Origin of the sequence: Bradyrhizobium sp. 1(2017) (genome assembly GCF_011602485.2) — a bacterium.
Taxonomy (GTDB): Bacteria; Pseudomonadota; Alphaproteobacteria; order Rhizobiales; family Xanthobacteraceae; genus Bradyrhizobium.
The window spans coordinates 3208300-3231882 of record NZ_CP050022.2; the positions used below are offsets into that span (position 1 = coordinate 3208300).

Below are 23583 nucleotides of genomic sequence, written 5' to 3' on the forward strand. Positions count from 1 at the left end.
ATGATGGGGGCGGCGCCGGCTGCCTACGAGAGGCAGATGCTTGCTTCGCCGGATCAGCAAATCTTCCTGGCCGATCCGGATAGCCGTTCGCTGGCAACCAGCGGCCGCGGATCCGGCGTTGTCGGCTACAATTTCCAAGTCGCCGTCGATACCGACCATCACCTGATCATCGCGGATGAGGTGACGAACAGCGGCTCTGACCCATACCGGACATGGACCCTAGCTCGGCCAAGCCAAAGCGGTCTCAGAAAATGACTGTTTCAGCGTGTTGATTGGCCGGAGGTAGCGGGCAGGTGAGCGAGTTGTGGTTGTCTGGGGGCCTTCGTTGATCTACGTCAACGCGACCAATTGCGACACGTATCCCATGGTGCGCGCATGGATAGAGAACAGTACGATGAAAAAGGTCGCTGTAATCTTAGCTCTAATGCTCTTGGCGGCAGCAGGTGTGAGTGGTCAGCCCGTTCTGCTTCCATCTAATATTGCGCAGTTTGCAAGTTCTATGACAGATCTTCCGCACGAGCCTTTAACTGTTCGTGGAAGGATTTACGTCCCAGCACATTCAAGTCTGCTAGTACGCGACGAAAGTACTAGGTTCGACTTTTCCGTAACGCTTGCCGTGCAGAATACCTCGGACAAGAGAACGCTCGTTATCGAGCGAATTGACTTTTTCAATGTGGACGGCCAACCAATCGAGAAGTATCTATCGCGACCGATTGCGTTGAAGCCTTACGGCGCAATCCAGATTGTGGTTGCGGAACGAGATTTGCGCGGAGGTCTAGGTGCAAATTTCATTGTAGACTGGTCCTCGACTGAAACAATCGATGAGCCGTACGTCGAGGCCGTCATGATTGGTGGACCGGGCACAACGGGCATCAGTTTTGCTTCAGTCGGCCGAAAGGTCGGCCGGTGAGTGCAATAGTTTCGACCGCGTTTTCAGCCGAGCACGCCTAGCAGGGGTCGCTGCTAAGCGAGGATTTGTTGCCGACCACGAATGGCAGCAGCCTTTGTGTCGGGGCAATCTCAACCATGATAATCGCTTTCGGGCTGGTGTCCACTTGGAAGTCCTTGTCGGAGAGTGCATGCAAACGAAAATGGTGAAGTGGGATTAAAGCCCGCCAGAGTAGCGTGATGCTTTGGACGTGGCGGACTCAACTTGGTTGAGGCGCCGCGGTTGGGCCGTGACCCGATTCAGACTTTGGGCCGGTGGTATGAGCTCTTTCACGTATGCACATTGAAGAAACTGAGGCTCTGTTATGGGTTTTGTACAGATTGTCTCGCATTGGCTTGCTTGGGTTTTCCTTCTCAGCGAATGGGCAATCCGGTTGGTCATGCTCGCCGTCGTGCCATTCAGGCGCACCCCGGCAGCAGCCAAGGGCTGGCTGCTGTTGATTTTTTTCGAGCCCTGGATCGGCTTGTTGCTCTATGTCCTTATTGGGCGGGCGACGATGCCTCGACCACGTATTGAGCAGATGGCCAGAGTGCCGCAAGCCTTGGCCAAGGTTCGCGAGCGCCTGCTTAAACATCCAAATATCTTCCACCCCGAACTCTCGCCGGGACTCGAGTGGACGGGTTATCTGGCAGAAAAGCTGGGGCGCATGCCGACTTTTGCCGGAAACGCGGCGGAGATCATGGTCGATTACGATGCCATCTTTGCTCGACTGGTGACAGACATCGATCGCGCGAAGAACCACGTCCATTTGCTGTATTTCTTGTTTATCGCTGATGCTGCAACAGCTCCGGTAATCGCCGCACTGGGCCGAGCGGTCGAGCGAGGGGTGGTGTGCCGGGTGCTCGTGGACTCACTAGGCTCTCGTTCTGGGTTGCACATTCTGATACCTAAATTGACCGCATTGGGAGTCGAAGTCAGGGAGATGCTCCCCGTCGGCCGCTTCCGCTCCAAGCGAAAACGACTGGACCTGCGCAACCACCGAAAAATTGCGATCATAGATGGTCGGATCGCATTTACCGGATCACAAAATCTGGTCGCCGCTGATTTCGTCGGAGGGGTCACTTACGAAGAACTCGTGCTTCGTCTCACGGGTCCGGTCGTTCTGCAGTTGCAGTACATTTTCGCCACGGACTGGTTCTTGGAAACCAACGGGGCACTCGAGAGCGGCAACATTTTTCCCGATCCTGAAATCACCGGATTGATTCCCATTCAAGCCTTGGCGAGTGGGCCGGATTTCCCAATCCAAAACAACCAACGTTTCATAGTTGCTTTGATTTACGCCGCTCGCAAACAGGTCAAGATCACCACGCCGTACTTTATTCCTGACGAACCGATGCTTCAGGCCTTACAAACCGCCGCGCTTCGCGGCGTTGACGTCCACCTCATAGTTTCCGAAACAGGGGATCAAGTTCTCGTGTCGTGGGCCCAGAGATCGTACTACAAGGAGCTGCTCGAGGCTGGGATCAAGGTCCACCTCTACCAAACGAGCTTTCTCCATGCCAAGCTCCTGACCATCGACGATCATATCGGCCTGGTTGGTACAAGCAACATGGACATCCGCTCGTTCGTTCTCAATGCCGAGCATATCCTCGTGATACATGATCCGGGCATGACCGGTCGGCTGAAGACTGAACAGAGCCGCTACATCTCCAATTGTCGGTCACTCGATTTGCAGCAATGGCGTCAGCGGCCTTTCCGACTCAAACTCGCGGAACATCTGGCCCGCCTAGCAAGCCCGCTCCTGTGACGAATGAAAGATTGGACGCGAGCAGGTTGGGCTCGCACCTCAGATGCCGCAATGAGCGCTAATAAGATGACCGCTGTTCTCATTTTTCATCTTCTCACATTGGGGCGTTTTGCGATACGGGCGCTTCTCGAGCCTCGGCGTGCTAGCCTCTTAGCGGGGGAAATCCCACACTCCCTTGATGCTAAGTTGTCGTGCGCGTGTCTTCAACTGAATAGAACGGCCGCTACACACGCGAGAGCTAACATCAAGTCATCGGGGCACCGAAGAATGTCATGACCCCCATAAGCGGAGCACGCCGACTCGGGCGGAGATATAGCGATCACCTGCTTACGGCGCTGGCCATAGTGCTCGCGCTCTATATGTTCGTATTCGCACCGTTTCACGCGATGGGCTTCTTTATATTTCATGGTTTCATCACGATCGCTTTGGTCGGCATCATTGGTGCAATGATCGCAATCGCGGACCGCCCGGTGGCGCTTTACACGATGGCGGTCGGGCTTGGCGCTAATGGTGCTGTTTTGTTTCTGCATCTGTTTTACCCGCCATGGCCGTACAACCTCTACATAATGGCGGCAGCCTGGCTTGGGATTTCGATCTCGTTCGGAGTGGTCGTCGCTGAAGCGGTGTTTGGAGGTGGCCGCATCACCTACCATCGTATCATAGGTGCGATCCTGCTGTATTTGCTCATCGCGTTGGCTTTTGCGACGCTCTACATATTTGTCGGATTGCTGTTTCCTGAAGCCTTCAAGGGAATAACATTTGCAGACGATTGGGGCGTTGGCAGCGCGGCCATTTATTTGAGTCTGGTCACTCTGACCTCGACGGGATACGGCGACATCGTTGCGGTGCATCCGATCGCACGAAGCCTGTGCAGCATCGAAGGCATAATTGGTCAACTTTTTCCCGCAATCCTGTTAGCGCGGCTTGTCACGCTCGAACTAAGTCAGAGCAGTCCTAACGAGAAGTCAGTGAACGTTCCTTCAACTACTCTTGGAGAACCCGCGACAAGCAGCGCAGTCGACGGTGCGATAAAGCTCGGCTTCGCCGACAGCATGCGGACCTTCGGGCGAGACTATAGCGACTGGTTGCTCACATTATTGACCGGGCTGCTCGCGCTCTACATGTTCGTATTTGCACCACTGCATTCATCTGGTGTCTTTGCATTTCACGGTTTCACAATCGGCGCGCTTATCGCCATGATCGCAGCCATGCTCGTCATTTCGGATCATCGGGTCGCACTCGCGATCATGTCGGCGGGAGTCATCGCCAACGTGGTGGTCCTGGTGTTGCGCCTGCTTTATGAGCCATCGGTGTTCAATATTGTTGCCATGGCCGGTGGCTGGCTTGCTATTGTGATTGCTCTCGGGGCGGTAGTTGCGGATGCCGTGTTCCGGCGTGGCCGCGTTACCTATCACCGGATCGTTGGCGCTGTCCTGCTCTACCTGCTGATCGGACTAGGATTCGGAACGCTGTTTGTCTTGGTCGGGCTGTGGTTTCCAGATGCTTTCAAGGGAATAAGTTTTGCGGATGACTCGGCCCTCGCGAGTTCGGTCTATTATCTGAGTTTGATTACGCTCACATCTACCGGCTTTGGCGACATTGTCCCTGTTCATCCGTTAGCGCGCAGCTTATGCAACATCGAGAGCGTGGTCGGCCAGCTATTCCCCGCAACGCTGCTGGCAAGACTCGTCGCCCTCGAACTGAGAGACTCGTAGCTCGACCGAATCGAATGGGGCACTTCGGCTTTGGCCTAGCCGAACCGCTCTGATCTCGTTGTGATGCCGGCTATTGGCGGCAACTCGGACGCCGGCTGTGTTCGCTTCGGCCATCGCTTGTGACTCTCCTGGGTAAATTCGAGCATAGGCCAGGTCGGCATTCGGCTCTGGTCGGTGCAGTGTCTCAGTACTTGCCGTGCCCATCCCGTTCGCTTTTGGAAGATTATTCTCATGGCCGTAAGCTCGGTTTTGCGGGGCGAACCGCGAACCATTCGTGGCAGTGGGGAATAATCTTCTCCGGCTGGGGGAGCGCTACCGAGACGCATTAAACCGGTGGGAGCTGCGTAGCCGATGGCGGATATCTTGTTGGGAAAGTCCGGCGTCACGACTGCTGAGCGGCTCGGCGTTCTGCGCGCGTCACGTCCCGGGCCGCTTGTCGACGTGGGCGAGCGATGACCAAGGTCCGCCGTGGTGCAATCGCGTTTGGTTTGTTCTTCCCGCGATCATTTCTGATCAGCCACGGTGAGCGGACATCTTCAGTACCCATCGCGAGGTCTCAAATGGGCATGAAGCGGAAGAGGACATGACCGGATGTCGGGGCGCGAACACAGGCGGCGTCTTCATTGTCCCGCGGTTGACGCCCACTTCTTTGCATTCATTGTAGGTCTTGAAGTTGGCTCCGTTTCGGCAGCTCGCTGGATAGGTCCCGAAGCCGCCGCCAGAGATGGAACACGCTACAGCAACCTTGAGCGCAGTGGGCGGAGCTGCTTTAGGGGCGGCATTGGCAGAGGTGATCGACATAAGGGTTCACCTGGCAAGGAGAAAACATCAAAGTCTTCGGCGCCGTCTTCTCCAAAATGGAGGATAGCCTTCCGCTACGGGCCGATTTTGTTGCAAAAGTTGGCTGTTATCGATGGATCGTTCGGCCATCTCGCTAAGGACGACCGGCTTTGATCCGCCGGTCGAGACGCTCTCTACGCAACTCCAACTCTACGCGGTGCACACAGCTTGTGTCGGTGGCGGCCGTGCGACCAGGCTCGCGAGCCGCCGCAGGTTCTGAGCGATGGCGGCCAGAACAAACTCATCCTGGGCGCCTCGGGGGCCACGCAGTCGCAGTCAGCCGAGCCTCAGGATGCGCTTCAGGTGTGCGAACCGCATCTCAATCTTCTTTCGCTCACGTCGCGATTGCTCGAAGCCCTCGGTGCCAGCAAAGGAGCGTGCAATGTCTCGGGCGTGTTCATGGACGTCGCGCGGGATCTTGCGCGAGGGCTCCTTTGGGGAGCACTGCGGTTTGAGTGGGCATCCATCGCTATCGAGCTTGCTTGCGCGTTACAGAAGCGTCTTGCCCTTGTGTACTGTGCCGCTCGTCCCGAGCCGCTTTCCACCTGGGCAGTGGTAGACGTTGCTGGCCGTATCATATCGAAAGTCGTTGCGCGAGAAGGTGCCATCCTCTCGCTTTGACTTGTCGATGACCGGAATGTGTGGCGTGATGTCCTTCTCGACCAGCCAGTTCAGCATCGGAGCCGATCCATAAGCGGTATCGGCCGCGAGCCGCTCCGGCTTGAGGCCAAAACGCTCCTTCATCGTGCCGAATGGATGTTCGACCGTCTCCCGACGCTGGCGCATGGCTTCTGGGTTTGCATCAAGCCGCTGCTGCACGGCCTCGAGCAGATGCTCGTGATCACCATCGTGTAAATTCGCCGCTCTGGCCCCGTCGTGCACTGCGATTTGAGCGAACAATTTTGACAGGCCGTGGTCCAGTAGCGCCGCAGCATCTTGCCGTCTTCGCTTGTGTAGCGATATCGCAGCCGCTCCCCAGCTGGACAGCGGTAGGCGTCCTAGCGCCTCATCGATTCCCCCACAGAATCACGGGAGAATCATAACAGCACCCCAGCGTTTTCACACAGCCAGGGTCAAAAGCGGCCGTGGCGCACCATGCCTCGATTGGTCCGCCAAGGGCCAGGATGAAGCATGGCTCCAGCACATTGGCCTGGCCAGATAACGGGCGACGCCTGAGACATTGGTTTCAACTCAGATGGCAGCTCCGGCCAGCAAGAACGCGCCGCCAAGCGCGACCATCACAAGTCCAGGCCAGTTCGATTTGATGCCGAAGCCGCTGCCCGGTCTTTCAGGCTCCAGCGTGTCTCGCCCGGAGCGAAGCCGCTTTCCACCGCTGAGTCGGCTTCGCCAGATGGGTTGAAATGCCATTTGGAACACGCCGCCGAAAACAAGGAGCGCACCAAGCCATATGAGGGTCATGCTCGCCTCCTTTACCCGCCAACGCCGAGAGGTTGCTGGACCGAGAACCCCCGGTCCATTCAGCATCTGTCCGCTGCTCTCGGAATCAGAGAACGCGGGTGCTTTCCTGCCATGATTCCGGAGCAGCTCCGCAGATTGCGCAGACCGCGTCACCTGTATGCGGTACCAAGAACTTTTCTCGGAGCGTCTGTATTCAGCACCGCAAGTGCATTGCACAACCGTCACCATCCCGGTGATATGTGCTTCGGATCAGGAATTTCCAGCCGCAACTTTCCTTGTTCTCTCGCGAGTTTGGCCGGCGCGCTTAGGGAAGTCCGCTTGGGGTCAAAAGCAGGGGTCAGTCTATCAGTCGGGCGGCGTCCGAAGGCCTCGACGTCTACGTCACCAGCAAGGACATCGACGGAAAGACGCTGACCGAGATAGCCGGGCGCCCGGAGGCGCGTGGTGTTTTTGTGCGCAAGATCACCCGCGGTGCGACCGCCATCGATATTCCTATTCTGCCCGACACTGAGCTGCAGCGGGGCGATATAGTCACTCTGGTCGGACGCACGCCGGAGATAGCGGCGGCGACGAGAATGCTGGGCTATCCGGACCGTGCGACCGACATGGCAGATATCGCGTTCATCGGCGCGGCCGTTACGCTCGGCGCCGTCCTCGGCACGCTGGTCTACACCATCGGCAGAGTGCCTCTTACGCTGGGCACCTCCGGCGGCGCGTTGATCGCCGGACTAGTCTTCGGCTGGTTACGCTCGGTGCGGCCGACGTTCGGACGGATTCCTTCATCCACCGTGTGGTTCATGAACTCGGTCGGCTTGAATGTCTTCATTGCCGTGGTCGGCATCTCGGCGGGGCTCAGCTTCGTCGCCGGACTCGAACTGCTTGGCTTCAGCCTGCTGCTCTGGGGCGTGGTGGCCACGATCGTCCCAGTGACCTTGGCGATGCTGGTTGGAAAATACGTCTTCCGATTCCACGACGCCATCGTGCTGAGATGCTGCTGCGGGGCTCGCACGACGACTGCTTCGCTGGGCATGGTGACTGATCGGGCTGGAAGCAGGATTCCCGCACTGGGCTATCCCGTTCCCTACGCGGTCGCGACTACGACGCTTGCGCTCGGCGGGATGGCACTGGTTATGCTGTTGGGCTAGGTCACCTGTCAGACTGGTTTTGTGCGCCAGGAAGCGCGCGGAACGCTCGATTTGGATACGACGACCTATGTCGCCTTTGGGTCACAATCGGCCGATGGCAGCCCATCCTTGGGCAGCATCTTACCGCTGCTAGAATCTACATCCTCGGGGGCAGTCGGCGGAGCTACCGAAACGACTCCGATGCACGGTGTCACGCGAGCTGCGAGTCTGATTATAGCCTGTCGCCGACACCGATGCCCCGCGGACGCGACGGCTCCTAGAGGCAAATCTGGCGCGGCCGATAATGCGTTAATGTTCGCAATTGGCCCGGTGCCGTGCGGAAAGCGGCGGTCCTTTCTTCACGCACCTCGTGTCCGAATTGGAGGCGGTATCACACCTAGTCAACGACGTGATATCCGCCGTCGATATAGATGGTGTCGCCGGTGATCAGCCGAGCCACATCGTGAGCTAAAAACGCCGTTGCTGCGCCGACGTCTTCAATGCTCACAAGCCTGCGTGCCGGGGCCTTGGCCTTCGCCTTCTCGAGCAGCTTATCAAATTCAGGAATGCCGGACGCCGCCCGGGTCGCAAGAGGCCCCGGAGAGATGGCATGAACACGAATGCCTTTCGGACCGAGTTCTGCAGAGACGTATCTGACAGCGCTTTCCAGCGCAGCTTTGGCGACTCCCATGACGTTGTAGTTCTTTACGACGGTCCGGCTGCCATAATACGTCATCGTAAACAGGGTTCCGCCTTTCTTCATCAGTGGTTCAGCCAAATGAGCCATCCGAAGGAAGGTCCAGCAAGAAACCTGCATGGTCGTCAGAAATCCCTCCAGGGGAACGTCGACTAGTCGGCCGTGCAGCGCCTGCTGTGGAGCGAATGCAATCGAATGCACAACAAAGTCCAGTTCGCCCCAATCCTTGGCGATTTTCTCGAACACGGCTTCCATTTGTCCCGGGGCGCGGACATCAAGCGGCATCACGATGGAGCACTCGAGCGCGCGCGCTAGCGGATCAACGTGCTTCTTGGCCTTGTCGTTGAGGTAAGTGACCGCGAGATCCGCACCGAACGCGCGGAAGGCTGCCGCACAACCCCATGCAATAGATTGCTCGTTTGCGATGCCAACGACGAGCCCCTTTTTCCCTTCCAGCAGCTTGGCCCTCACGGCTGGAATCAGTCGAGCCTTGCCATTATTCGGTATGTCGAGGGGCTCTCCACGCGCGTACCTCTCGGCAGCCTGCTTCAGGATGTTGAAGGCTTGGTGTCGATTCTTGGCTTCGGCAGTTCTTGCGACTTCCTGACCGTTCACCTTCAGCTGTCCTTCGCCCCATGGAGCTACATTGATTTCGAACCGGTCCTTGCCAAGGATTGTAAAAAACTGCTGAACCGTGGCTCCTCTACCTGTTGGCATCTCCTTATTGGGTTCCCAATTCGCAGTGTGTAGCGGCATAGCAATGACCTTGGATAAGTTGCTGATTACTTTTCGTCTCGATGCGACGCGCCGAAAGTTGCTCGATAGATTACCCAGTAGACGGCGCCGACAAGGCCGGCACCGCCCACGATGTTGCCCAGCGTTACCGGCACGAGATTGTGGAATATGCCGGAAATGGTGATGAGCGACGCGTCGAAATTTGCCGGAGCGTGACCCGTCTGGACCAGCAGCCACGCCAACGGCAGGAAATACATGTTGGCAACGCAATGTTCGAAGCCGGCTGCTATGAATGCCGAGATCGGCAATACGACGGCAACCATCTTGTCGGTGACCGATCGGCCCGCATAGGCGAGCCAGACTGCCGCGCACACGAGCACGTTGCACAGGACGCCCTTGAAAAATAGCGTCGCCATATCAGGCCGAATCTTTCCCGCTGCCGTGTTCAGGACCGACAAGCCGATGCGGCCATCATTCATGTCCAGATGATGCGAGAAGTAGACCAGGACAACGAGCCCAAGCGCTCCCAACAGGTTTCCCAGCCAGACGATAGTCCAGTTGCGCAGCATCGTGCGGGTCGAAACCTTGCCGCTGGCCCAGGCCATCACGATCAAATTGTTGCCCGTGAATAGCTCGGCTCCGCCGACAAGAACGAGGACCAGCCCGAGAGTGAAAGCGAGCCCTCCGACGACGCGCACGGTGGCAAAGCTGAACGTGGGATCGCTTGCAACGATGGTATAGTAGACCGCGCCAAAGCCGATGCCGCCGCCGGCAACGATGGCCAGCATGAAGGACGTGAGAAAGGGCAGAGTGGCCTTCTTCACGCCGACCCTTTCGACAGCTTCCTTGATCTCCGCAGGGCTGTAGGCCTCCAGATTGAAGATGGGGACCTGTGGCGAGGGCGGCGATTCGGCCATCCTGATTTTCCTGCGCTGAAGCCGCCGTCACCCGCCCGCTGCGCCACCTAGCGTCAGGAGCCCGACGATCTGCACCGCTATCACCTTCACCAGCGTCATCGATGGGAAAATCATGGCGTAGCCGATGTCAGGCCGCTCTGTCGGCGCCATCTTGGTCGAGTAGACGAGAATGGCGGGATTACCAGTTGCACCTGACGCGACGCCGACGAGGTCGTCATACGGAATGCGCATCACGTAATGACCGACGAGCAATACGATCGCCACGGTGGTGAGGAGGACAGCGGCACCGATGAACAGCATGGTGAAGCCCGATTCGGCGACCGTGCGGACAAAGGGTTGCCCCGCATTGACGCCGACGGTGGCAAGAAACATCGCAAGGCCGAAGTTTCGCAGGACGATGTTCGCCGGCAATGGCATTGTCCAGAGCATGGGCCCGGTGCGACGCAATTGGCCGAGGATGAGGGCGACGATCAACGGTCCGCCACCGATGCCAAGGGTCACGATGCCGACGCCCGGAATTGGGATCGGAATCAGGCCGAGTAGAACGCCCATCACCATCCCGAGCCCGAGGGAGACGTAGCTGAACTCGGCGGTCGCCTTCACCGTGTCGCCGAAATGCTTGCGGATTTCCTCTTTGCGATCCGGAGGCAGCAATATGCCGACGCGGTCGCCAAATTCCAACATCAGATCGGGTGATGGCACAAGATCGGCATCGTAACGGCGCACATGCAGGAGGTGTGTCGCAAAGCCTGACGGCATAGGGAGACTAGAGAGTGGAATCCCGACCACGCTGGCTTTGCCAACGAAAACGCGAATGTAATCCAGATCGGCGCGGTCGCTCGCCAGCCGGCCCGGGTCGAGCTTTCCAACCTTGGCTGCGGCGTTTGCGATAGCCTCCTGGCTTTCTGCAACGACCAGTACCGCATCACCAGGGGACAGACTGGTGTCGCCGGTCGGAACGATGTTCTGCCCGGCCTTGCGAACCATGGTGACCTGGACGTCACTCAGAACTTCCTTGCTCAGCTCATCAAGGGTATGGCCGGCAAGGCCGGCGCCAATCGAAATCTCGCCCATGTGAAAGCGCTGGACCTTGGCCGGAAATTTCGGCTTCACCATGCGCGTCATGAAGTAGATGCAGAGGATCGGGCCAATGACGCCGAACGGGTAGGCGATCGAATAGCCGATGGATGGATCCTTGCTCTTGGTGACGTCAAGCGCAGCTTGGAGGGTCGCCGTGCTGGTCATCGACCCCGCGTAAAGGCCAAGCGTATGTCCCATCTTGATACCAAAGGCTTGGCCGAGCCCGAGTGCCACGCCGAGGCCGGCGAGACACGCAATGAGGGCGAGAAAATTATACTTCCGGCCCGAGCCGACAATACCCTCGAAGAACTGCCGGCCGTAGAGGATGCCGATGCCGTAGAGGAACATGATCAGGCCGGTGAGGCCGATCGGACCGATGATCTGGGCTTTCGGCGCGAACGCACCGATGGCGAGGCCAACAAAGAGCACGGCGCCGACGCCGAGGGAGAAGCCGAAGATACTGATCTGGCCCACCAGGTAGCCGACGCCGATCGCCAGAAATGCCGTCAGGATCGGCTGGCTGCCGATGATGTCCCGGGCTAGATTCAACATTTCATTCTCCACTTCAATTTGGAGCAATCAGCGGGCGTTACAGCCCGCATCGCGAAACTGGCCGATGACCCTATTCACCAATTCGCGGGAGGGCGGTGGCGTGTCGTAGTGCTTGTAGTCGAGACCCATTGCCTTCCACTTGAACTCACCCATTTGATGGAAGGGCTGAACCTCGACCCATTCGACGTTTTTCATGGGCGCTACGAATTTGGCGATCCCCTCGACATTCGCCGGATCATCGGTCGAGCCTGGCACGAGCGTGAAGCGGACCCAAACGGGCTTGTTGGTCGATGCGAGGCGCTCGGCGAAGCGCAGTGTCGGCGCGATGTCTCGCCCCGTCACCTTGCGATAGGTGTCGGGGTTGGAGCTCTTGATGTCGAGCAAAATCAGGTCGACGACTTTGAGAAATGAATCGTCAGCTCGATCTCCGAGGAAACCCGATGTCTCGATGGCCGTATGCAGGCCCATCGCCTTGGCCCCGGCGAAGATGCGTTTGGCAAAAGCGAGCTGCACCATCGCCTCGCCACCCGAGATGGTGAGCCCGCCGCCGAGGCTGCGCAGCGAGGGAGCAAAATCAGCAAGGCGCTTCAGGACCTGTTCGGCCGACACATGGGTGCCGTCCTTGAGGTGCCATGTGTCGGGGTTGTGGCAATAGGTGCAGCGCAAGAGGCAGCCAGACATGAACAACACGACACGCAGGCCCGGACCGTCGTATCGCGACGACGTTTCGTAGGAATGGCAGTACCCGAACGCACCTTCCTCGTCCTTGAACTTGTCCTCATCGGGAGCGTCGGGTGAAACACCCGTACGCAGGTCGTGGCGGCTTCCCGATTCGAGTGCCTGCGGGGTCGACATTGTGGAGACCCCGGTTCAGATCTGGCCGTGGAAGGTACGGCTGATGACGTCCCTCTGCTGTTCGGGTGTCAGGCGGACGAAATTGACGGCATAGCCGGACACCCGGATCGTGAGCTGCGGATACTTATCCGGGTTCTTGACGGCGTCCTCCAGCGTGTCCTTGTCGATCACGTTCAGGTTCATGTGGAAGCCGCCGCGCTTGAAATAGACGTCGAACGCCTTGGTGGCTTCGTCGATCAGTTGAGTTTCGGAGAGATGCGCCTTCTGCGGTGCGACCGACACCGTATAGCTGATGCCGTCGAGCGAGTCTTTGTAGGGCAGCTTTGCGACCGACAGGCACGACGCAAGCCAGCCATGGCTGTCGCGGCCATGCATCGGGTTTGCGCCAGGTCCGAACGGCTCACCCTTGCGGCGGCCATCCGGCGTATTACCAGTCGTCTTGCCATAGACGACGTTGGAGGTGATGGTCAGGACGCTCTGCGTATGCGTCGCGTTCCGATAGGTCGGATGCTTGCGGATCTTTTCCATGAACCGCGTTACGAGATCCGATGCGATCTGGTCGACCCGGTCGTCGTTGTTGCCGAATTGCGGCGTCGAAGCGTTGCCCTCGTTCTGGTAATCGACAACCAGTCCATTCGTGTCGCGAGTGACACGGATCTTGCCGTATTTGATCGCGCTGAGACTGTCGGCGACCACCGAGAGTCCGGCGATGCCGAATGCCATGGTGCGCAGTATGTCGCGATCATGGAGCGCCATCTCCAGGCGCTCGTAGAAGTACTTGTCGTGCATGTAGTGGATGCAGTTCATGGCATGCACATAGGTCTTGGCGAGCCACTCCATGGTGGTGTCGAACTTCGCCATGACGTCATCATAGTCAAGGAAGTCGCCGGTTACCGGCAGGGTCCGGGGCGCGACCTGGTCGCCGGAAACTTCATCGCGGCCGCCGTTGATGGCATAGAGCAGAGCCTTTGCGAAATTCACCCGAGCCCCGAAGAACTGCATCTGCTTACCGAGGCGCATGGCCGAAACGCAGCAAGCGATTGCATAATCATCGCCCCAGTACGGGCGCATCAGATCGTCGTTTTCGTATTGCAGGGACGAGGTGTCCTTGCTCACCTTGACACAGAAGCGCTTGAAGGGCGCCGGCATGTGATTTGACCACAGCACAGTGATGTTCGGCTCCGGAGCGGGGCCGAGGTTGTATAGGGTGTGGAGCATGCGGTAGCTGCTCTTCGTCACCAGCGCTCGCCCGTCGAGGTCCATCCCGCCGACGCATTCGGTTGCCCAGTAGGGGTCACCGCTGAACAGTGCATCGTAGTCGGGCGTGCGCAGGAAGCGCACGATGCGCAGCTTTTGCACCAGTTGATCCCAGAGCTCCTGCGCGTCGGCCTCGTCGAGAGCGCCCTCTTTCAGGTCGCGCTCGATGTAGATGTCGAGGAAGCTCGAGATGCGTCCGATGGACATGGCCGCGCCGTTGGCTTCCTTGATCGCGCCAAGGTAGGCGAAGTAGGTCCATTGGAATGCTTCCTGCGCGTTTGTCGCGGGCTGCGTGATGTCATGGCCATAGAGCTTCGCCATCGACGCGAGGTCTTCCAGCGCCCGCATTTGCTCTGCGAGTTCTTCGCGCTGGCGGATCACTTCATCCGTCGGCCACATGTCGTCGATCTGGGCCCGTTCTTGCCGTTTGACCTCGCGCAGGCGGTCGCTGCCGTAAAGTGCGACGCGGCGATAATCGCCGATGATGCGGCCGCGGCCATAGGCGTCGGGAAGGCCGGTGATGATGCCGGACCGCCGGCAGTTCATGATCTCCGGGGTATAGGCGTCGAATACCCCATCATTGTGCGATTTGCGGTATTTGGTGAAGGCTTCGTGCACCTTTGCATCGGGCTCGAACCCCGCGGCTTTGAGGCCCGCTTCCACCATGCGCAGTCCGCCGAACGGAAAGATCGCCCGCTTGAAAGGCTGGTCCGTCTGGAGGCCGACAATGACCTCATTGTCGCGGTCGATGTATCCGGCCTGATGCGCCAGCATTGTTGACGGATGCTGCGCATCGACGGCGAGAACGCCCTTTTTTCTTTCTTCGGCAAAATAAGGCTGCAGCTTCGCCCACACCGCCTTGGTGCGCTGTGTGGGGCCTGCAAGGAAGGTCTCGTCTCCAGTATAGGAAGTGACATTTCTAACGATGAAGTCGCGTACGCTGATGGAGGAAGACCAGTCGCCGGGCTGGAAACCCCTCCAGCTATCCACTTTCGCGTCCTTCCTGAGCGCTGCGCTGCCCTTCATGGCGAATCTCCCTGGCCAAACGATATTGTTGACCTGGCCCTGCATCCGACCTGAAACGATGCATCGGCGCGCCAGGCTGTTGGGTGATGCTAGAGGCACCAAGCCGACGTTCTGCTTGATCTATGTCAAGCTGGAGATGCGTACTGCGGGCATCAGCTAAGGCGAGCACCAGCGAAGACTTGTGAGGCGTCGGCGGTCGCGTGGATCGTCTCGCGCTCGACTCCGAAGGGAAAGCGCTCGTTGACCTAGATCAAATTTGCAGCGCGCGCCCCAATGGATTGGCCGTGAACGGTCGAACGCCGCAGGCGCGACCAGGATCGACCACGTCCTCGAAGGTCTAGGGAACGGAGCTCACCGATGAGTGCTATGCCAGCAGCGAGTGGGACGGGATCGAAGTACGACAGGCTGATTACGGCAGCGAAGAATGCTCCGTCGGTTTCGACCATCGTCGTGCATCCCTGCGACGAGAGCTCGTTGCGCGGGGCGATCGAGTCGGCGGAAGCCGGAATTATCAAAGCGGTCCTCGTTGGCCCCGCAGCCAGGATTCGGGACATCGCTGCCAGGCACAACCTCAACATTGGCGGTTATGAGATCATCGACACGCCTCCCACAGAGGCCGCTGCTGCCGCGAGGAGCGTGGAACTGATCCACGAGGGCAAGGGTGAAGTCCTGATGAAGGGCAGCTTGCACACCGACGAGATCATGCGCGCCGTTACGGCAAAGGTGGGTGGGCTGCGCACGGATCGGCGGATCAGCCACGTCTTCATCATGGATGTGCCGACCTACACTGAGACGCTTTTCGTGACAGATGCCGCCATCAACATCTTCCCGGATATCGATGGCAAGCGCGACATCATTCAGAACGCTGTCGATCTCTACAACGAAGTCGGCTTCGGCACGACGCCGCGAGTGGCAATCCTCTCGGCGGTCGAGACCGTCACCTCGAAAATCCCTTCGACCATCGAGGCTGCAGCGCTTTGCAAGATGGCCGATCGCAAGCAGATCACAGGGGCGGTGCTGGACGGGCCGCTCGCCTTTGATAACGCCATTGACATGGAGGCCGCGCGCATCAAGGACATCAAGTCGGAGGTCGCCGGCCGGGCGCAGATACTGGTCGTGCCCGACCTCGAATCCGGCAATATGCTGGCGAAGAACCTCGCTTATTTCGCCAAGGCTGATGGCGCCGGCGTCGTGCTTGGCGCGCGTGTGCCGGTCGTGCTGACATCACGGGCGGATTCCGCCCGGTCGCGGATGGCGTCCGCAGCGGTAGCCGCCCTTCATGCCGAGGCCCGACGGCGCAAAGCGCCAATTGCTGCAGCGTGACCGTTATGGACACGATCCTCGTCAATGCCGGCTCTTCCAGCGTGAAGTTCCAGATCTTTGCCGTGGACGGCGAGGACGCCTTGCGGCGGCAGGTCAAGGGGCTGATGGACGGAATCGGTAGCCGGCCGCGGTTGCGCGCCAGCGGCCCAACCGGCGATCTGACCGGGCCTATCCGATCGAAGCGGTTGCCGACGTTTCGGCCGCGATGTCGGTCGCAGGTGCTTGGCTACGCGACGAGCTCAACATCAATCCCGTCGCGGTTGGCCATCGCGTCGTGCATGGCGGGCCGGATCATGCGCGCCCGGTGCTGATCGATCACGCCGTGGTGTCGCGGCTTGAGCGATATGTTTCGCTGGCACCACTGCACCAACCTCATAACCTGGCTCCGGTCAGGACATTGCTGAGCAGGTTCCCGACGCTGCCGCAGGTCGCCTGCTTCGATACCGCGTTCCATCGCGACCACGATGCGCTTGCGGACCACTACGCGATCCCGCACCAGCTTCACGCCGAAGGCATCAGGCGCTACGGCTTCCACGGGCTGTCCTATGAATACATTGCGAAGCGTCTGCCGCAGGTAGCGCCTGACATCGCCGATGGACGGGTGATCGTCGCCCATCTCGGCAGCGGTGCGTCAATGTGCGCGATGAAGGGTGGAAAGAGCGTCGAGAGTACGATGGGCTTCACGGCGCTTGACGGGCTTGCGATGGGAACGCGACCAGGCCAGCTCGACCCCGGCGTCGTGCTCTATCTCATCTCGGAAAAGGGCATGTCGGCATCGAACGTACAGAGCTTTCTGTACCGCGACTGTGGCCTGAAGGGCCTGTCCGGCGTCAGCAACGACATGCGCGAACTTGGGACCAGCGGGGACCCGCGCGCAGAGTTCGCGATCGACTACTTCGTCTACCGGATCGGCTTGAACGCCGGGATGCTCGCAGCTGCGCTGGAAGGTCTCGACGCTTTCGTGTTCACGGCTGGGATCGGCGAAAACTCGGCCTCCATCCGCGCCCGCATTGCGGAGAAGTTGGCTTGGCTCGGTATAGCCCTCGATGGGCCCAGAATGACAGGCATGCGAGCAAGATCTCGCGATCTGACAGCCGTATTTCCGTCTACGTAGTTCCCACCGACGAAGAGCTGATGATTGCGCGGCACACGCTTGCATTGCTCATGAGCCGGCGATCGCCCAACCAGAAGCGCAATACGGTATCGTGAATATCCGGAGGATCTGCGTCGCGCTGAAGGGGTATCGAGAATATGGAGCGCCTTCACGTGAGTTGGAGGCCGAAGATAGCCGTAGTACCTCTGAGCGACATGCGCCGATTACGGCGTAAATGCACTGACCGGCTACTGACGCCGCTGCCTTGTACATAGCGGCAACAGAGATAGTCAGTAACAATGGTGACCAGCGAGCAGATCATCAGCTCAAGCAGGACCGTGCACTTCCTGCTTGGCGGCCGCGTGCAGCCTTGCGTCTTGGCCATCGGCCTGCACCGCGGCTGTCTCGATGCTTTCTTCGAAAGGTGGCACGTCGATGGTATCAGCGATGCGCTCTACTGAGCCGGCAATGCTGCGCATCGGCGTGGAAAAATCCGGCAGGTCGATCATGGCAAGCAAGAGGCCGGCGATCCAGAAGATGTGCATGTGGGTAAACAACGAGATCAGGCCGAGGACGGCGACGATCTCGAACTGAAGCTTGTGCGTCCGATGCGCCATCCGCTCCGGCAGGCTGTGCAGCTTCCAGTACAGGGTGCCCACCCACAGGACGGTTGCGACTAGGAAGATACCCATCGCCACCATCAGGGGATCCGACCCGTCCGGGCCGGAAATAAAAAACGGCAGGTTATGGGGGGCTAATGGATGGATACGTTCGCTCAAAGCGCATCTCCACGATCGCGGCCTGTGTCTGCCGGATAACAATCGCCTCTTGATGGCGAGAATCGATTGAGGGCGCCCGCAAATCGCAACCGGTGATGCGCTTGACCGCCTTCATGTACTTGAGGTGAAGGGCGCTGCCGTCTTTATCCGGCGGGGCGTTGCGCCCCAGTACCCGATCAGAGTCAGGGCACGTCTGCAGGTCAAGCTTGATGTGCGAGCAAGAGCCCAACGCGTTCTTCTCTGCCTCTTCCTTTGACGCTCCAAAACCAACAAACACTTGCACATGGCCAGCCTCGGTATCGGCCGGCGAGACAAGTGTGATCTCCGAAATGTAGTAGGACGAGCACTCGGCACCGATCACGGCCGAGTGCGCACCGGGAGTCACTAGAAGAGCGATCACCAGCAAGCCGGTCTTCATTTCTACTCCTCGCCAAACCTGGCGCAGCGACGGTTTATCCGTATTCCGAACGCTGCAGTGCCTGAGCGCACCGCAGACAGGAGGGCCTGCGAGCACTCGCAGTACTTACCTGGAGTTGCCGCCGCTTTCAGTTGCCTGGCTTCTTCAAAAGATCTTGCCAAGGGCGCCGTCCATACGCGACCCAGCGTGACGTCCAATGAATGTGCCTTGATTTAGATCAACGGTTGTTGGTGACCGCCGCGCTCGATTGGCGTTACCCGGGTCTGTTGCGTCGCGGCGAGCGCCTTCGGTCGCCGGCTTGGATCACCCCGACACCAAGATGGCCATCATGACGAGCATCGATATCACATATCGCTATTGCGCCGACGATACTGCGATCAGGCCGTTGCCGGCCGACAGCAGCGCTGCCTTGCTAAGACTGGAGCAGGGCAACAGAAGTTTCGCCAGGCTTCTCGACCAGGATGACAAAACGCGCGGGATACAGCAGATTATCCCGGTTGATCTGCGTGATTTGGGCTTTGCAGCGGGCGCCAGCATGGTGCCAAAGCAACGGCCTTTCGCGGCTGTTCTGGGCTGCGCCGATGCCCGTGTTCCGGTAGAGCTCGTTTTCAACGAGGGGCCCAACGATCTTTTTGTCGTCCGCGTTGCAGGAAACGGCCTGGGTGCGGAAGTGCTTGGAAGCCTGAAGTATGCGGTTGAGAATTTGGGCGGCAGCCTCAAGCTTATCGTTGCGCTGGGCCACAGCGGATGCGGTGCGCTGACGACGGCCGTGGACGTTTTTCTGAACCCAACGGACTATCTGCCGCTCGCGAACAAGCACACTCTTCGCGGCATTCTCGATAGGTCGCTCCTTGTCGTCCAGACGTCCGCGAGAAAGCTACTGGCGGCGTTTGGTCCAGATGTCGTCATGCGTCCGGGGTATCGAAAAGCCCTGGTTGAAGCCTCAATCGTGACGAATGCGGCGCTGGCGGCTTACTCCATACAGGAGGAATTGAGGAGCAGCGGGCTAACTGATATCGGGGCAGTTTACGGCGTCTATCTGCTCGAGACCCGAGAGATATGGGCTCCTCGTATTGGCGAGAGTGAGGGGGGCGGGTTGGCCGCGGCACCTCGGGATCTCGCAGGCTTTGTCGACCTTGGTGAGGCGATCGTGCGATCGCGTCGCATAGCGTCAATGATCGATGCCAGCAAATGAAGTCGCTCCGCGAAGCGTTGGACTAACGGACGCACAACAGGCGCATCCATTCCTCGCGAATGCTTACGGCGGATAAAATCTAGTATCCTTCGCCCCATCGATGCCAGTACTGGCATTGAGCTTGATCGAATTCTGACGGTTGATCGGTAGAGCAACCGTGAAGCCCGCCCGCACGTTTTCCTGCTCATTGTCGCCCGGGAGACGCTTGTGGTTGTAGCTGGTCGACCGTAGTTAATACCAGTGTTGGAATGCTCCAGTTCCGGCCTTCGGAGATCGTCACTGGTTCCTGCAAATCTGTGACCAAATCTAGGCTGCCCAACCCCAAACCACCGCGATCCACCATTGACGTGGATCAATCGGACGTCTGCCGGGAGCGCGCAGGTACGCATGTCCGAACGGCTGATCTGATGCCGCGGTGGCGGACGCACCCTCGGAACTCGGTGTCCAGAGACGGTGACCAATGGCTCGTCAATTGAAATGCGGTGGAAAGCTACGATGCTGCAGTTTCTCGTCGGCACGCTGGTCAGCCTGGTCAGTATTGGGCTGCACGCACTAGCGACCGTCGTTGCGATCGGTTTTGCCCGCAGCGCCGGCCTGCGTCATACGGCGCGGCCGAGATCGCATTTGATCGGCGTGATGATGGCAACTGCCGTGGTGTTGATGGTCGCGCACATGCTCGAAGTTCTCGTGTGGGCTGCGACTTACGGCATTGTCGGTGCGACAGCTGTCGAAAATGGACTGCTCTATTTCGCCTTCGTCAATTATACAACGCTCGGCTACGGCGATGTCACTCCGGTCCGCGAGTGGCGGCTCATCGGCCCACTCACGGCCATGAACGGGGTGCTGCTGTTTGGATGGTCGGCGGCCGTCCTGTTCGAGGTTCTCCGCAAGACGCTCGACCATCTCGAAGCCGCCAAGGCACCTGGATTTACAAAGTCGTAGTCCCGTGACCGGGACGGGAAAGACATGGGTGACATGACGGCATCGGGACTCATCGCCGATTTCCTGTTCGGCTTCGGCGCGCTGTTCGCGATCATCAATCCTTACGGGCTGGCCTTCATCTTCCTGGACAAGACGAGGGGCCTTTCGGACGATGAGCGGGCCAGTCTTGCGGGGCGCGTCGCCGGATATGCCTTCGTGGTCCTGCTGGTGTCGCTGTTCCTCGGCAGCCAGATCCTTAACTTCTTCGGCGTGACCATCCCGGCCCTGCGCATCGCCGGCGGCCTCGTGGTCGCCTCCGCCGGCTGGTCGATGCTGCACGCCCCGATCGGCCCGGCGGGACCGCACGAGGCTTCATCGTCAAATCTTGCGACCATGAAGCGCATGGCCTTTTTTCCGCTCACGATCCCGCTGACGACTGGACCGGGGACGATCGCGACAGCCATCGCGATCGGGATCAGCCGCACCAGCAGTCTCGATGCGATGTTCGAATCCTCGATCGTCTCGTTTCTTGTGGCGCTTGCCGTGACTGCCGCGATCTATCACGCCTACCGGAAGTCGAGCGCGATGGCGCGGCTGTTTGGCGAGGAGGGCACCAGCGTGGTAACGAAACTGTCAGCATTCCTGCTGCTTTGCATCGGTGTTCAAATCATTGTCACCGGCGTGTCCGAGGTCGCGCAATCGATATTGGACAGCGCTACGCGCGCCGCACAATAAACGCCGGCCAGGGCCGCGAATTGCGCCGCAGATCAAGGCTGCAGATCGAGACTGGCGAGTTGCTGCCGGTCGAGGAGCACGATCTGACGCTGGGTGTTGCCCACGAAGCCGATAACTCCGAGCTCGTGCAGGCGTGACAGGGCGCGCGAGACGGTTTCCAGCGTCAGGCCCAGATAGTCAGCGATATCGCGCCGCGACATCGGCAATGCCATGACACCGGCAGCGGTCAGACGCTTGTCCATCTCGAGCAGGAAGGCCGCGACGCGTTCCAGCGAGGTCTTGCGTCCCAGCAGCAGCATGTGGTCTTCGGCGTGCTGAAGATTGTTGGTGGTCATGCTCAGGAGATTTCTGGCCACCATTGCATCGGTCTGGGCGACCGTTTCCAGACTATGGCGTCGCACAAGGCGCACGGTGGTGTCGACGATCGCCTCGGTCGTGAATCGGTGCTCGCTGGAGTTCTCCAGCCCGAAAATGTCGCCGACGAGGTGGAATGCGCCAATCTGCCGCCGGCCATCCGACAGCAGCTTGTAACTTCGTACCGCTCCGGACTTGACCTGATAGACATATTCCGCTGGCTCTTTCTCGCCGTAGATTTCGGTTCCCTTCCGATAGGAAAATTCGCTTAAACTGACCAGCGCATTTGATTCACTTCTCATGCCGAGGTCACGAAGCGAATTGGGACGTAGAGCGGAATCCGTTGTGATGCGAACAAACATAGGCCAACTCCTCAGCTCTCGCCGATTGGTCAGTCAGGCGAAATTCTTAGCCGGAATGCGCCGCGCTATCCCACTCCCGCCGAATTGATTTTCGATTATGGAAGTGGTTCAATCCATTGGCCCAAGGTTCATTGTACCAAGGGACAGGGCAGCCGCTTGGTGCGCAGAATGAGAAGGTACCGGCGCTGCGGGAATTTGGCTCATTGCATAGCGGATATTTTCATTCCCAATCTGTTGAGGATGGTTTTGCGGGTTGAGGGGATCTCAACGGGTCCCCGCTGGAATTGGCAAGAGGTGGAGGGTGCCGGGTCTCGTTCACGTTGTCGATGACGACGAGTCCTTTCGCACGGCGATTGAGCGCCGGCTGAAGCTCGCGGGTTACGACGTTGCCACTTATGCGTCGTCACAGGCGCTGCTGGAGTCCGCGCCGAATGACGAGCAGGCGGGGTGCATTCTGCTCGACGTGCGGATACCGGGACTGAGCGGCCCCGATTTACAGACCCGATTGGTCGCGTCCGGCTCGACTTTGCCGATTATCTTCCTGACCGGACATGCAGATACGCCGACCACCGTGCGGGCGATCAAGGCCGGTGCGGAAGACTTCCTGACCAAGCCCATATCCTCGGAGCAGTTGATCGATGCCATCGAGCGCGCGCTGGCGGGCCAGCGGACGTCGCGCGCCCAGCGCAGCAGGCTCGATGCGTTTCGTGGGCATCTGGCCACGCTGACGCAGCGCGAGCGACAGGTGTTCGATCTCATCGTGCGCGGACGGATCAACAAGCAGATCGCGCATGAACTCGGGACCACCGAACGCACCGTGAAGGCGCATCGCCATCAGGTGATGGAGAAGATGCAGGTTCATTCGCTTGCGGAACTCGTTTCGATCGCCGAGCGGCTGGGAATGCTCGATGTGAATGGCGATTAGCGCGTCTGTTTTCAATTCGCACAGTTCCCTCGATGTCCCTTCCCGAAGGGACAATAGAAAAGTCGTTGGCTCAATGCTGCGATGCGGGCAGGCTGTGGCCTATTCCCCGATGCACGATGGACGGCCGGGTCATATTGCGTTCAGCCATAGCGCATCACCGCTGATGCGCCTGAGAGGGTCCCGGTGCCGACACGCCAATCCGTTTTTATCGTCGATGACGATCCGTCCGTTCGGACAAGCATGTCCAGGCTGTTACGCGCGCATGGCTTCGTCGCCACGCTGTTCGACTCGGCCGGTGCCTTGCTCGATTACGGCGGATTGGAAAGGGCGATCTGCATCGTGCTCGACATCAATCTCGACGGGAAATCCGGCATCGACCTGCGCCGGAGCCTGACCGAGAAGGGCGTCACCACGCCGGTCATCTACATCACCGGCAACGACAGTCCCGCGAACCGCACCGCGGCGATCGCATCAGGCTGCGTCGCCTATCTCAGCAAGCCATTTTCCGCAGAATCTCTGATCGAGTCGGTGACGCGCGCGGCCGCCGCATAGGGTTCCGATCCGC

The 23583-nt window shown here is 59.2% G+C and carries 19 protein-coding genes and 3 pseudogenes; 12 read left to right on the plus strand and 10 right to left on the minus strand.

The window, feature by feature from the left end; translation table 11 throughout:
- Nucleotides 1-36 precede the first annotated feature (36 nt).
- From HAP40_RS14850 to HAP40_RS14865, 4 genes are all read left to right on the plus strand, one after another.
- On the plus strand, nucleotides 37-255 hold the full coding sequence (locus HAP40_RS14850; RefSeq protein WP_208024777.1) for a hypothetical protein: 219 nt from the start codon (nucleotides 37-39) through the stop codon (nucleotides 253-255).
- 70 nt (nucleotides 256-325) lie between these two features.
- A complete protein-coding gene (locus tag HAP40_RS14855; protein WP_166817105.1) occupies nucleotides 326-910 on the plus strand; it encodes a DUF3124 domain-containing protein in 585 nt (194 codons plus the stop codon).
- A gap of 343 nt (nucleotides 911-1253) precedes the next feature.
- A complete protein-coding gene (gene cls / locus HAP40_RS14860) occupies nucleotides 1254-2696 on the plus strand; it encodes a cardiolipin synthase (RefSeq protein WP_166817104.1) in 1443 nt (480 codons plus the stop codon).
- 272 nt (nucleotides 2697-2968) lie between these two features.
- A complete protein-coding gene (locus HAP40_RS14865) occupies nucleotides 2969-4411 on the plus strand; it encodes a potassium channel family protein (RefSeq protein WP_246741101.1) in 1443 nt (480 codons plus the stop codon).
- A gap of 990 nt (nucleotides 4412-5401) precedes the next feature.
- Here HAP40_RS14865 and HAP40_RS37470 read toward each other — a convergent pair.
- Nucleotides 5402-6249 (minus strand): annotated as a pseudogene (locus HAP40_RS37470) (transposase); the annotation flags it as partial.
- 193 nt (nucleotides 6250-6442) lie between these two features.
- The gene (locus HAP40_RS14875; RefSeq protein ID WP_166817103.1) at nucleotides 6443-6670 is read right to left on the minus strand and encodes a hypothetical protein; all 228 of its coding nucleotides are present in this window, start codon (nucleotides 6668-6670) and stop codon (nucleotides 6443-6445) included.
- Nucleotides 6671-7032: 362 nt separating this feature from the next.
- Here HAP40_RS14875 and HAP40_RS14880 point away from each other — a divergent pair.
- Nucleotides 7033-7815, plus strand: a pseudogene (locus HAP40_RS14880) (TrkA C-terminal domain-containing protein); the annotation flags it as partial.
- A gap of 376 nt (nucleotides 7816-8191) precedes the next feature.
- Here the strand turns inward: HAP40_RS14880 and fabI are convergent.
- From fabI to pflB, 5 genes are all read right to left on the minus strand, one after another.
- A complete protein-coding gene (fabI, locus tag HAP40_RS14885) occupies nucleotides 8192-8974 on the minus strand; it encodes an enoyl-ACP reductase FabI (protein ID WP_166819500.1) in 783 nt (260 codons plus the stop codon).
- Nucleotides 8975-9273: 299 nt separating this feature from the next.
- Complete coding sequence (locus HAP40_RS14890; protein WP_166817102.1) at nucleotides 9274-10143, minus strand: formate/nitrite transporter family protein; 870 nt, start codon at nucleotides 10141-10143, stop codon at nucleotides 9274-9276.
- A 27-nt stretch (nucleotides 10144-10170) separates the two neighbouring features.
- A complete protein-coding gene (locus HAP40_RS14895; protein ID WP_246741100.1) occupies nucleotides 10171-11802 on the minus strand; it encodes an aspartate:alanine exchanger family transporter in 1632 nt (543 codons plus the stop codon).
- A complete protein-coding gene (gene pflA, locus HAP40_RS14900; protein WP_166817101.1) occupies nucleotides 11803-12630 on the minus strand; it encodes a pyruvate formate-lyase-activating protein in 828 nt (275 codons plus the stop codon). It abuts the gene before it with no gap.
- Nucleotides 12631-12645: 15 nt separating this feature from the next.
- Nucleotides 12646-14913 carry a formate C-acetyltransferase gene (pflB, locus tag HAP40_RS14905; RefSeq protein ID WP_166817100.1) on the minus strand — a complete coding sequence of 756 codons (2268 nt, stop codon included), beginning with the start codon at nucleotides 14911-14913 and terminating at the stop codon, nucleotides 12646-12648.
- 357 nt (nucleotides 14914-15270) lie between these two features.
- Here pflB and HAP40_RS14910 point away from each other — a divergent pair, with 357 nt between their 5' ends.
- Entirely contained in the window at nucleotides 15271-16236 is a 966-nt protein-coding gene (locus tag HAP40_RS14910; RefSeq protein WP_166817099.1) for a phosphate acetyltransferase, read from the plus strand.
- 5 nt (nucleotides 16237-16241) lie between these two features.
- A pseudogene (locus HAP40_RS14915) lies at nucleotides 16242-17445 on the plus strand (acetate/propionate family kinase).
- A 210-nt stretch (nucleotides 17446-17655) separates the two neighbouring features.
- Here HAP40_RS14915 and HAP40_RS14920 read toward each other — a convergent pair.
- Nucleotides 17656-18108: a hypothetical protein gene (locus tag HAP40_RS14920; protein ID WP_166817098.1), complete on the minus strand. Its 453-nt coding sequence runs from the start codon at nucleotides 18106-18108 to the stop codon at nucleotides 17656-17658.
- Nucleotides 18074-18526 carry a hypothetical protein gene (locus HAP40_RS14925; protein WP_166817097.1) on the minus strand — a complete coding sequence of 151 codons (453 nt, stop codon included), beginning with the start codon at nucleotides 18524-18526 and terminating at the stop codon, nucleotides 18074-18076. Before HAP40_RS14925 ends, HAP40_RS14920 begins: the two co-directional genes overlap by 35 nt.
- Before the next feature lie 328 nt (nucleotides 18527-18854).
- Here HAP40_RS14925 and HAP40_RS14930 point away from each other — a divergent pair, with 328 nt between their 5' ends.
- From HAP40_RS14930 to HAP40_RS14940, 3 genes are all read left to right on the plus strand, one after another.
- Nucleotides 18855-19721 (plus strand): carbonic anhydrase, encoded by an 867-nt coding sequence (locus HAP40_RS14930; RefSeq protein WP_166817096.1) that lies wholly within the window; start codon nucleotides 18855-18857, stop codon nucleotides 19719-19721.
- 495 nt (nucleotides 19722-20216) lie between these two features.
- The gene (locus HAP40_RS14935) at nucleotides 20217-20663 is read left to right on the plus strand and encodes a potassium channel family protein (protein ID WP_166817095.1); all 447 of its coding nucleotides are present in this window, start codon (nucleotides 20217-20219) and stop codon (nucleotides 20661-20663) included.
- Between the two features lie 24 nt (nucleotides 20664-20687).
- Entirely contained in the window at nucleotides 20688-21377 is a 690-nt protein-coding gene (locus HAP40_RS14940; protein WP_208024776.1) for a MarC family protein, read from the plus strand.
- Between the two features lie 32 nt (nucleotides 21378-21409).
- On the opposite strand, the gene HAP40_RS14945 is transcribed toward HAP40_RS14940, so the two are convergent.
- Complete coding sequence (locus HAP40_RS14945; protein WP_166817094.1) at nucleotides 21410-22093, minus strand: helix-turn-helix domain-containing protein; 684 nt, start codon at nucleotides 22091-22093, stop codon at nucleotides 21410-21412.
- Nucleotides 22094-22394: 301 nt separating this feature from the next.
- Here HAP40_RS14945 and HAP40_RS14950 point away from each other — a divergent pair, with 301 nt between their 5' ends.
- Nucleotides 22395-23018 (plus strand): response regulator transcription factor, encoded by a 624-nt coding sequence (locus HAP40_RS14950; protein WP_166817093.1) that lies wholly within the window; start codon nucleotides 22395-22397, stop codon nucleotides 23016-23018.
- A gap of 240 nt (nucleotides 23019-23258) precedes the next feature.
- Nucleotides 23259-23570 carry a response regulator gene (locus tag HAP40_RS14955; protein WP_334270999.1) on the plus strand — a complete coding sequence of 104 codons (312 nt, stop codon included), beginning with the start codon at nucleotides 23259-23261 and terminating at the stop codon, nucleotides 23568-23570.
- Nucleotides 23571-23583: the final 13 nt, after the last annotated feature.

What these genes read in the sequence shown, in the direction of transcription:
- HAP40_RS14930 (WP_166817096.1), top strand. Translation starts at nt 18,855, where the DNA reads ATGACGAGCATCGATATCACATATCGCTATTGCGCCGACGATACTGCG.
- HAP40_RS14890 (WP_166817102.1), bottom strand. Translation starts at nt 10,143, where the DNA reads ATGGCCGAATCGCCGCCCTCGCCACAGGTCCCCATCTTCAATCTGGAG.
- pflA (WP_166817101.1), bottom strand. Translation starts at nt 12,630, where the DNA reads ATGTCGACCCCGCAGGCACTCGAATCGGGAAGCCGCCACGACCTGCGT.
- HAP40_RS14850 (WP_208024777.1), top strand. Translation starts at nt 37, where the DNA reads ATGCTTGCTTCGCCGGATCAGCAAATCTTCCTGGCCGATCCGGATAGC.
- HAP40_RS14865 (WP_246741101.1), top strand. Translation starts at nt 2,969, where the DNA reads ATGACCCCCATAAGCGGAGCACGCCGACTCGGGCGGAGATATAGCGAT.
- HAP40_RS14945 (WP_166817094.1), bottom strand. Translation starts at nt 22,093, where the DNA reads ATGTTTGTTCGCATCACAACGGATTCCGCTCTACGTCCCAATTCGCTT.
- HAP40_RS14940 (WP_208024776.1), top strand. Translation starts at nt 20,688, where the DNA reads ATGGGTGACATGACGGCATCGGGACTCATCGCCGATTTCCTGTTCGGC.
- cls (WP_166817104.1), top strand. Translation starts at nt 1,254, where the DNA reads ATGGGTTTTGTACAGATTGTCTCGCATTGGCTTGCTTGGGTTTTCCTT.
- HAP40_RS14935 (WP_166817095.1), top strand. Translation starts at nt 20,217, where the DNA reads ATGCTGCAGTTTCTCGTCGGCACGCTGGTCAGCCTGGTCAGTATTGGG.
- HAP40_RS14875 (WP_166817103.1), bottom strand. Translation starts at nt 6,670, where the DNA reads ATGACCCTCATATGGCTTGGTGCGCTCCTTGTTTTCGGCGGCGTGTTC.
- pflB (WP_166817100.1), bottom strand. Translation starts at nt 14,913, where the DNA reads ATGAAGGGCAGCGCAGCGCTCAGGAAGGACGCGAAAGTGGATAGCTGG.
- HAP40_RS14955 (WP_334270999.1), top strand. Translation starts at nt 23,259, where the DNA reads ATGTCCAGGCTGTTACGCGCGCATGGCTTCGTCGCCACGCTGTTCGAC.
- HAP40_RS14925 (WP_166817097.1), bottom strand. Translation starts at nt 18,526, where the DNA reads ATGAAGACCGGCTTGCTGGTGATCGCTCTTCTAGTGACTCCCGGTGCG.
- HAP40_RS14910 (WP_166817099.1), top strand. Translation starts at nt 15,271, where the DNA reads ATGAGTGCTATGCCAGCAGCGAGTGGGACGGGATCGAAGTACGACAGG.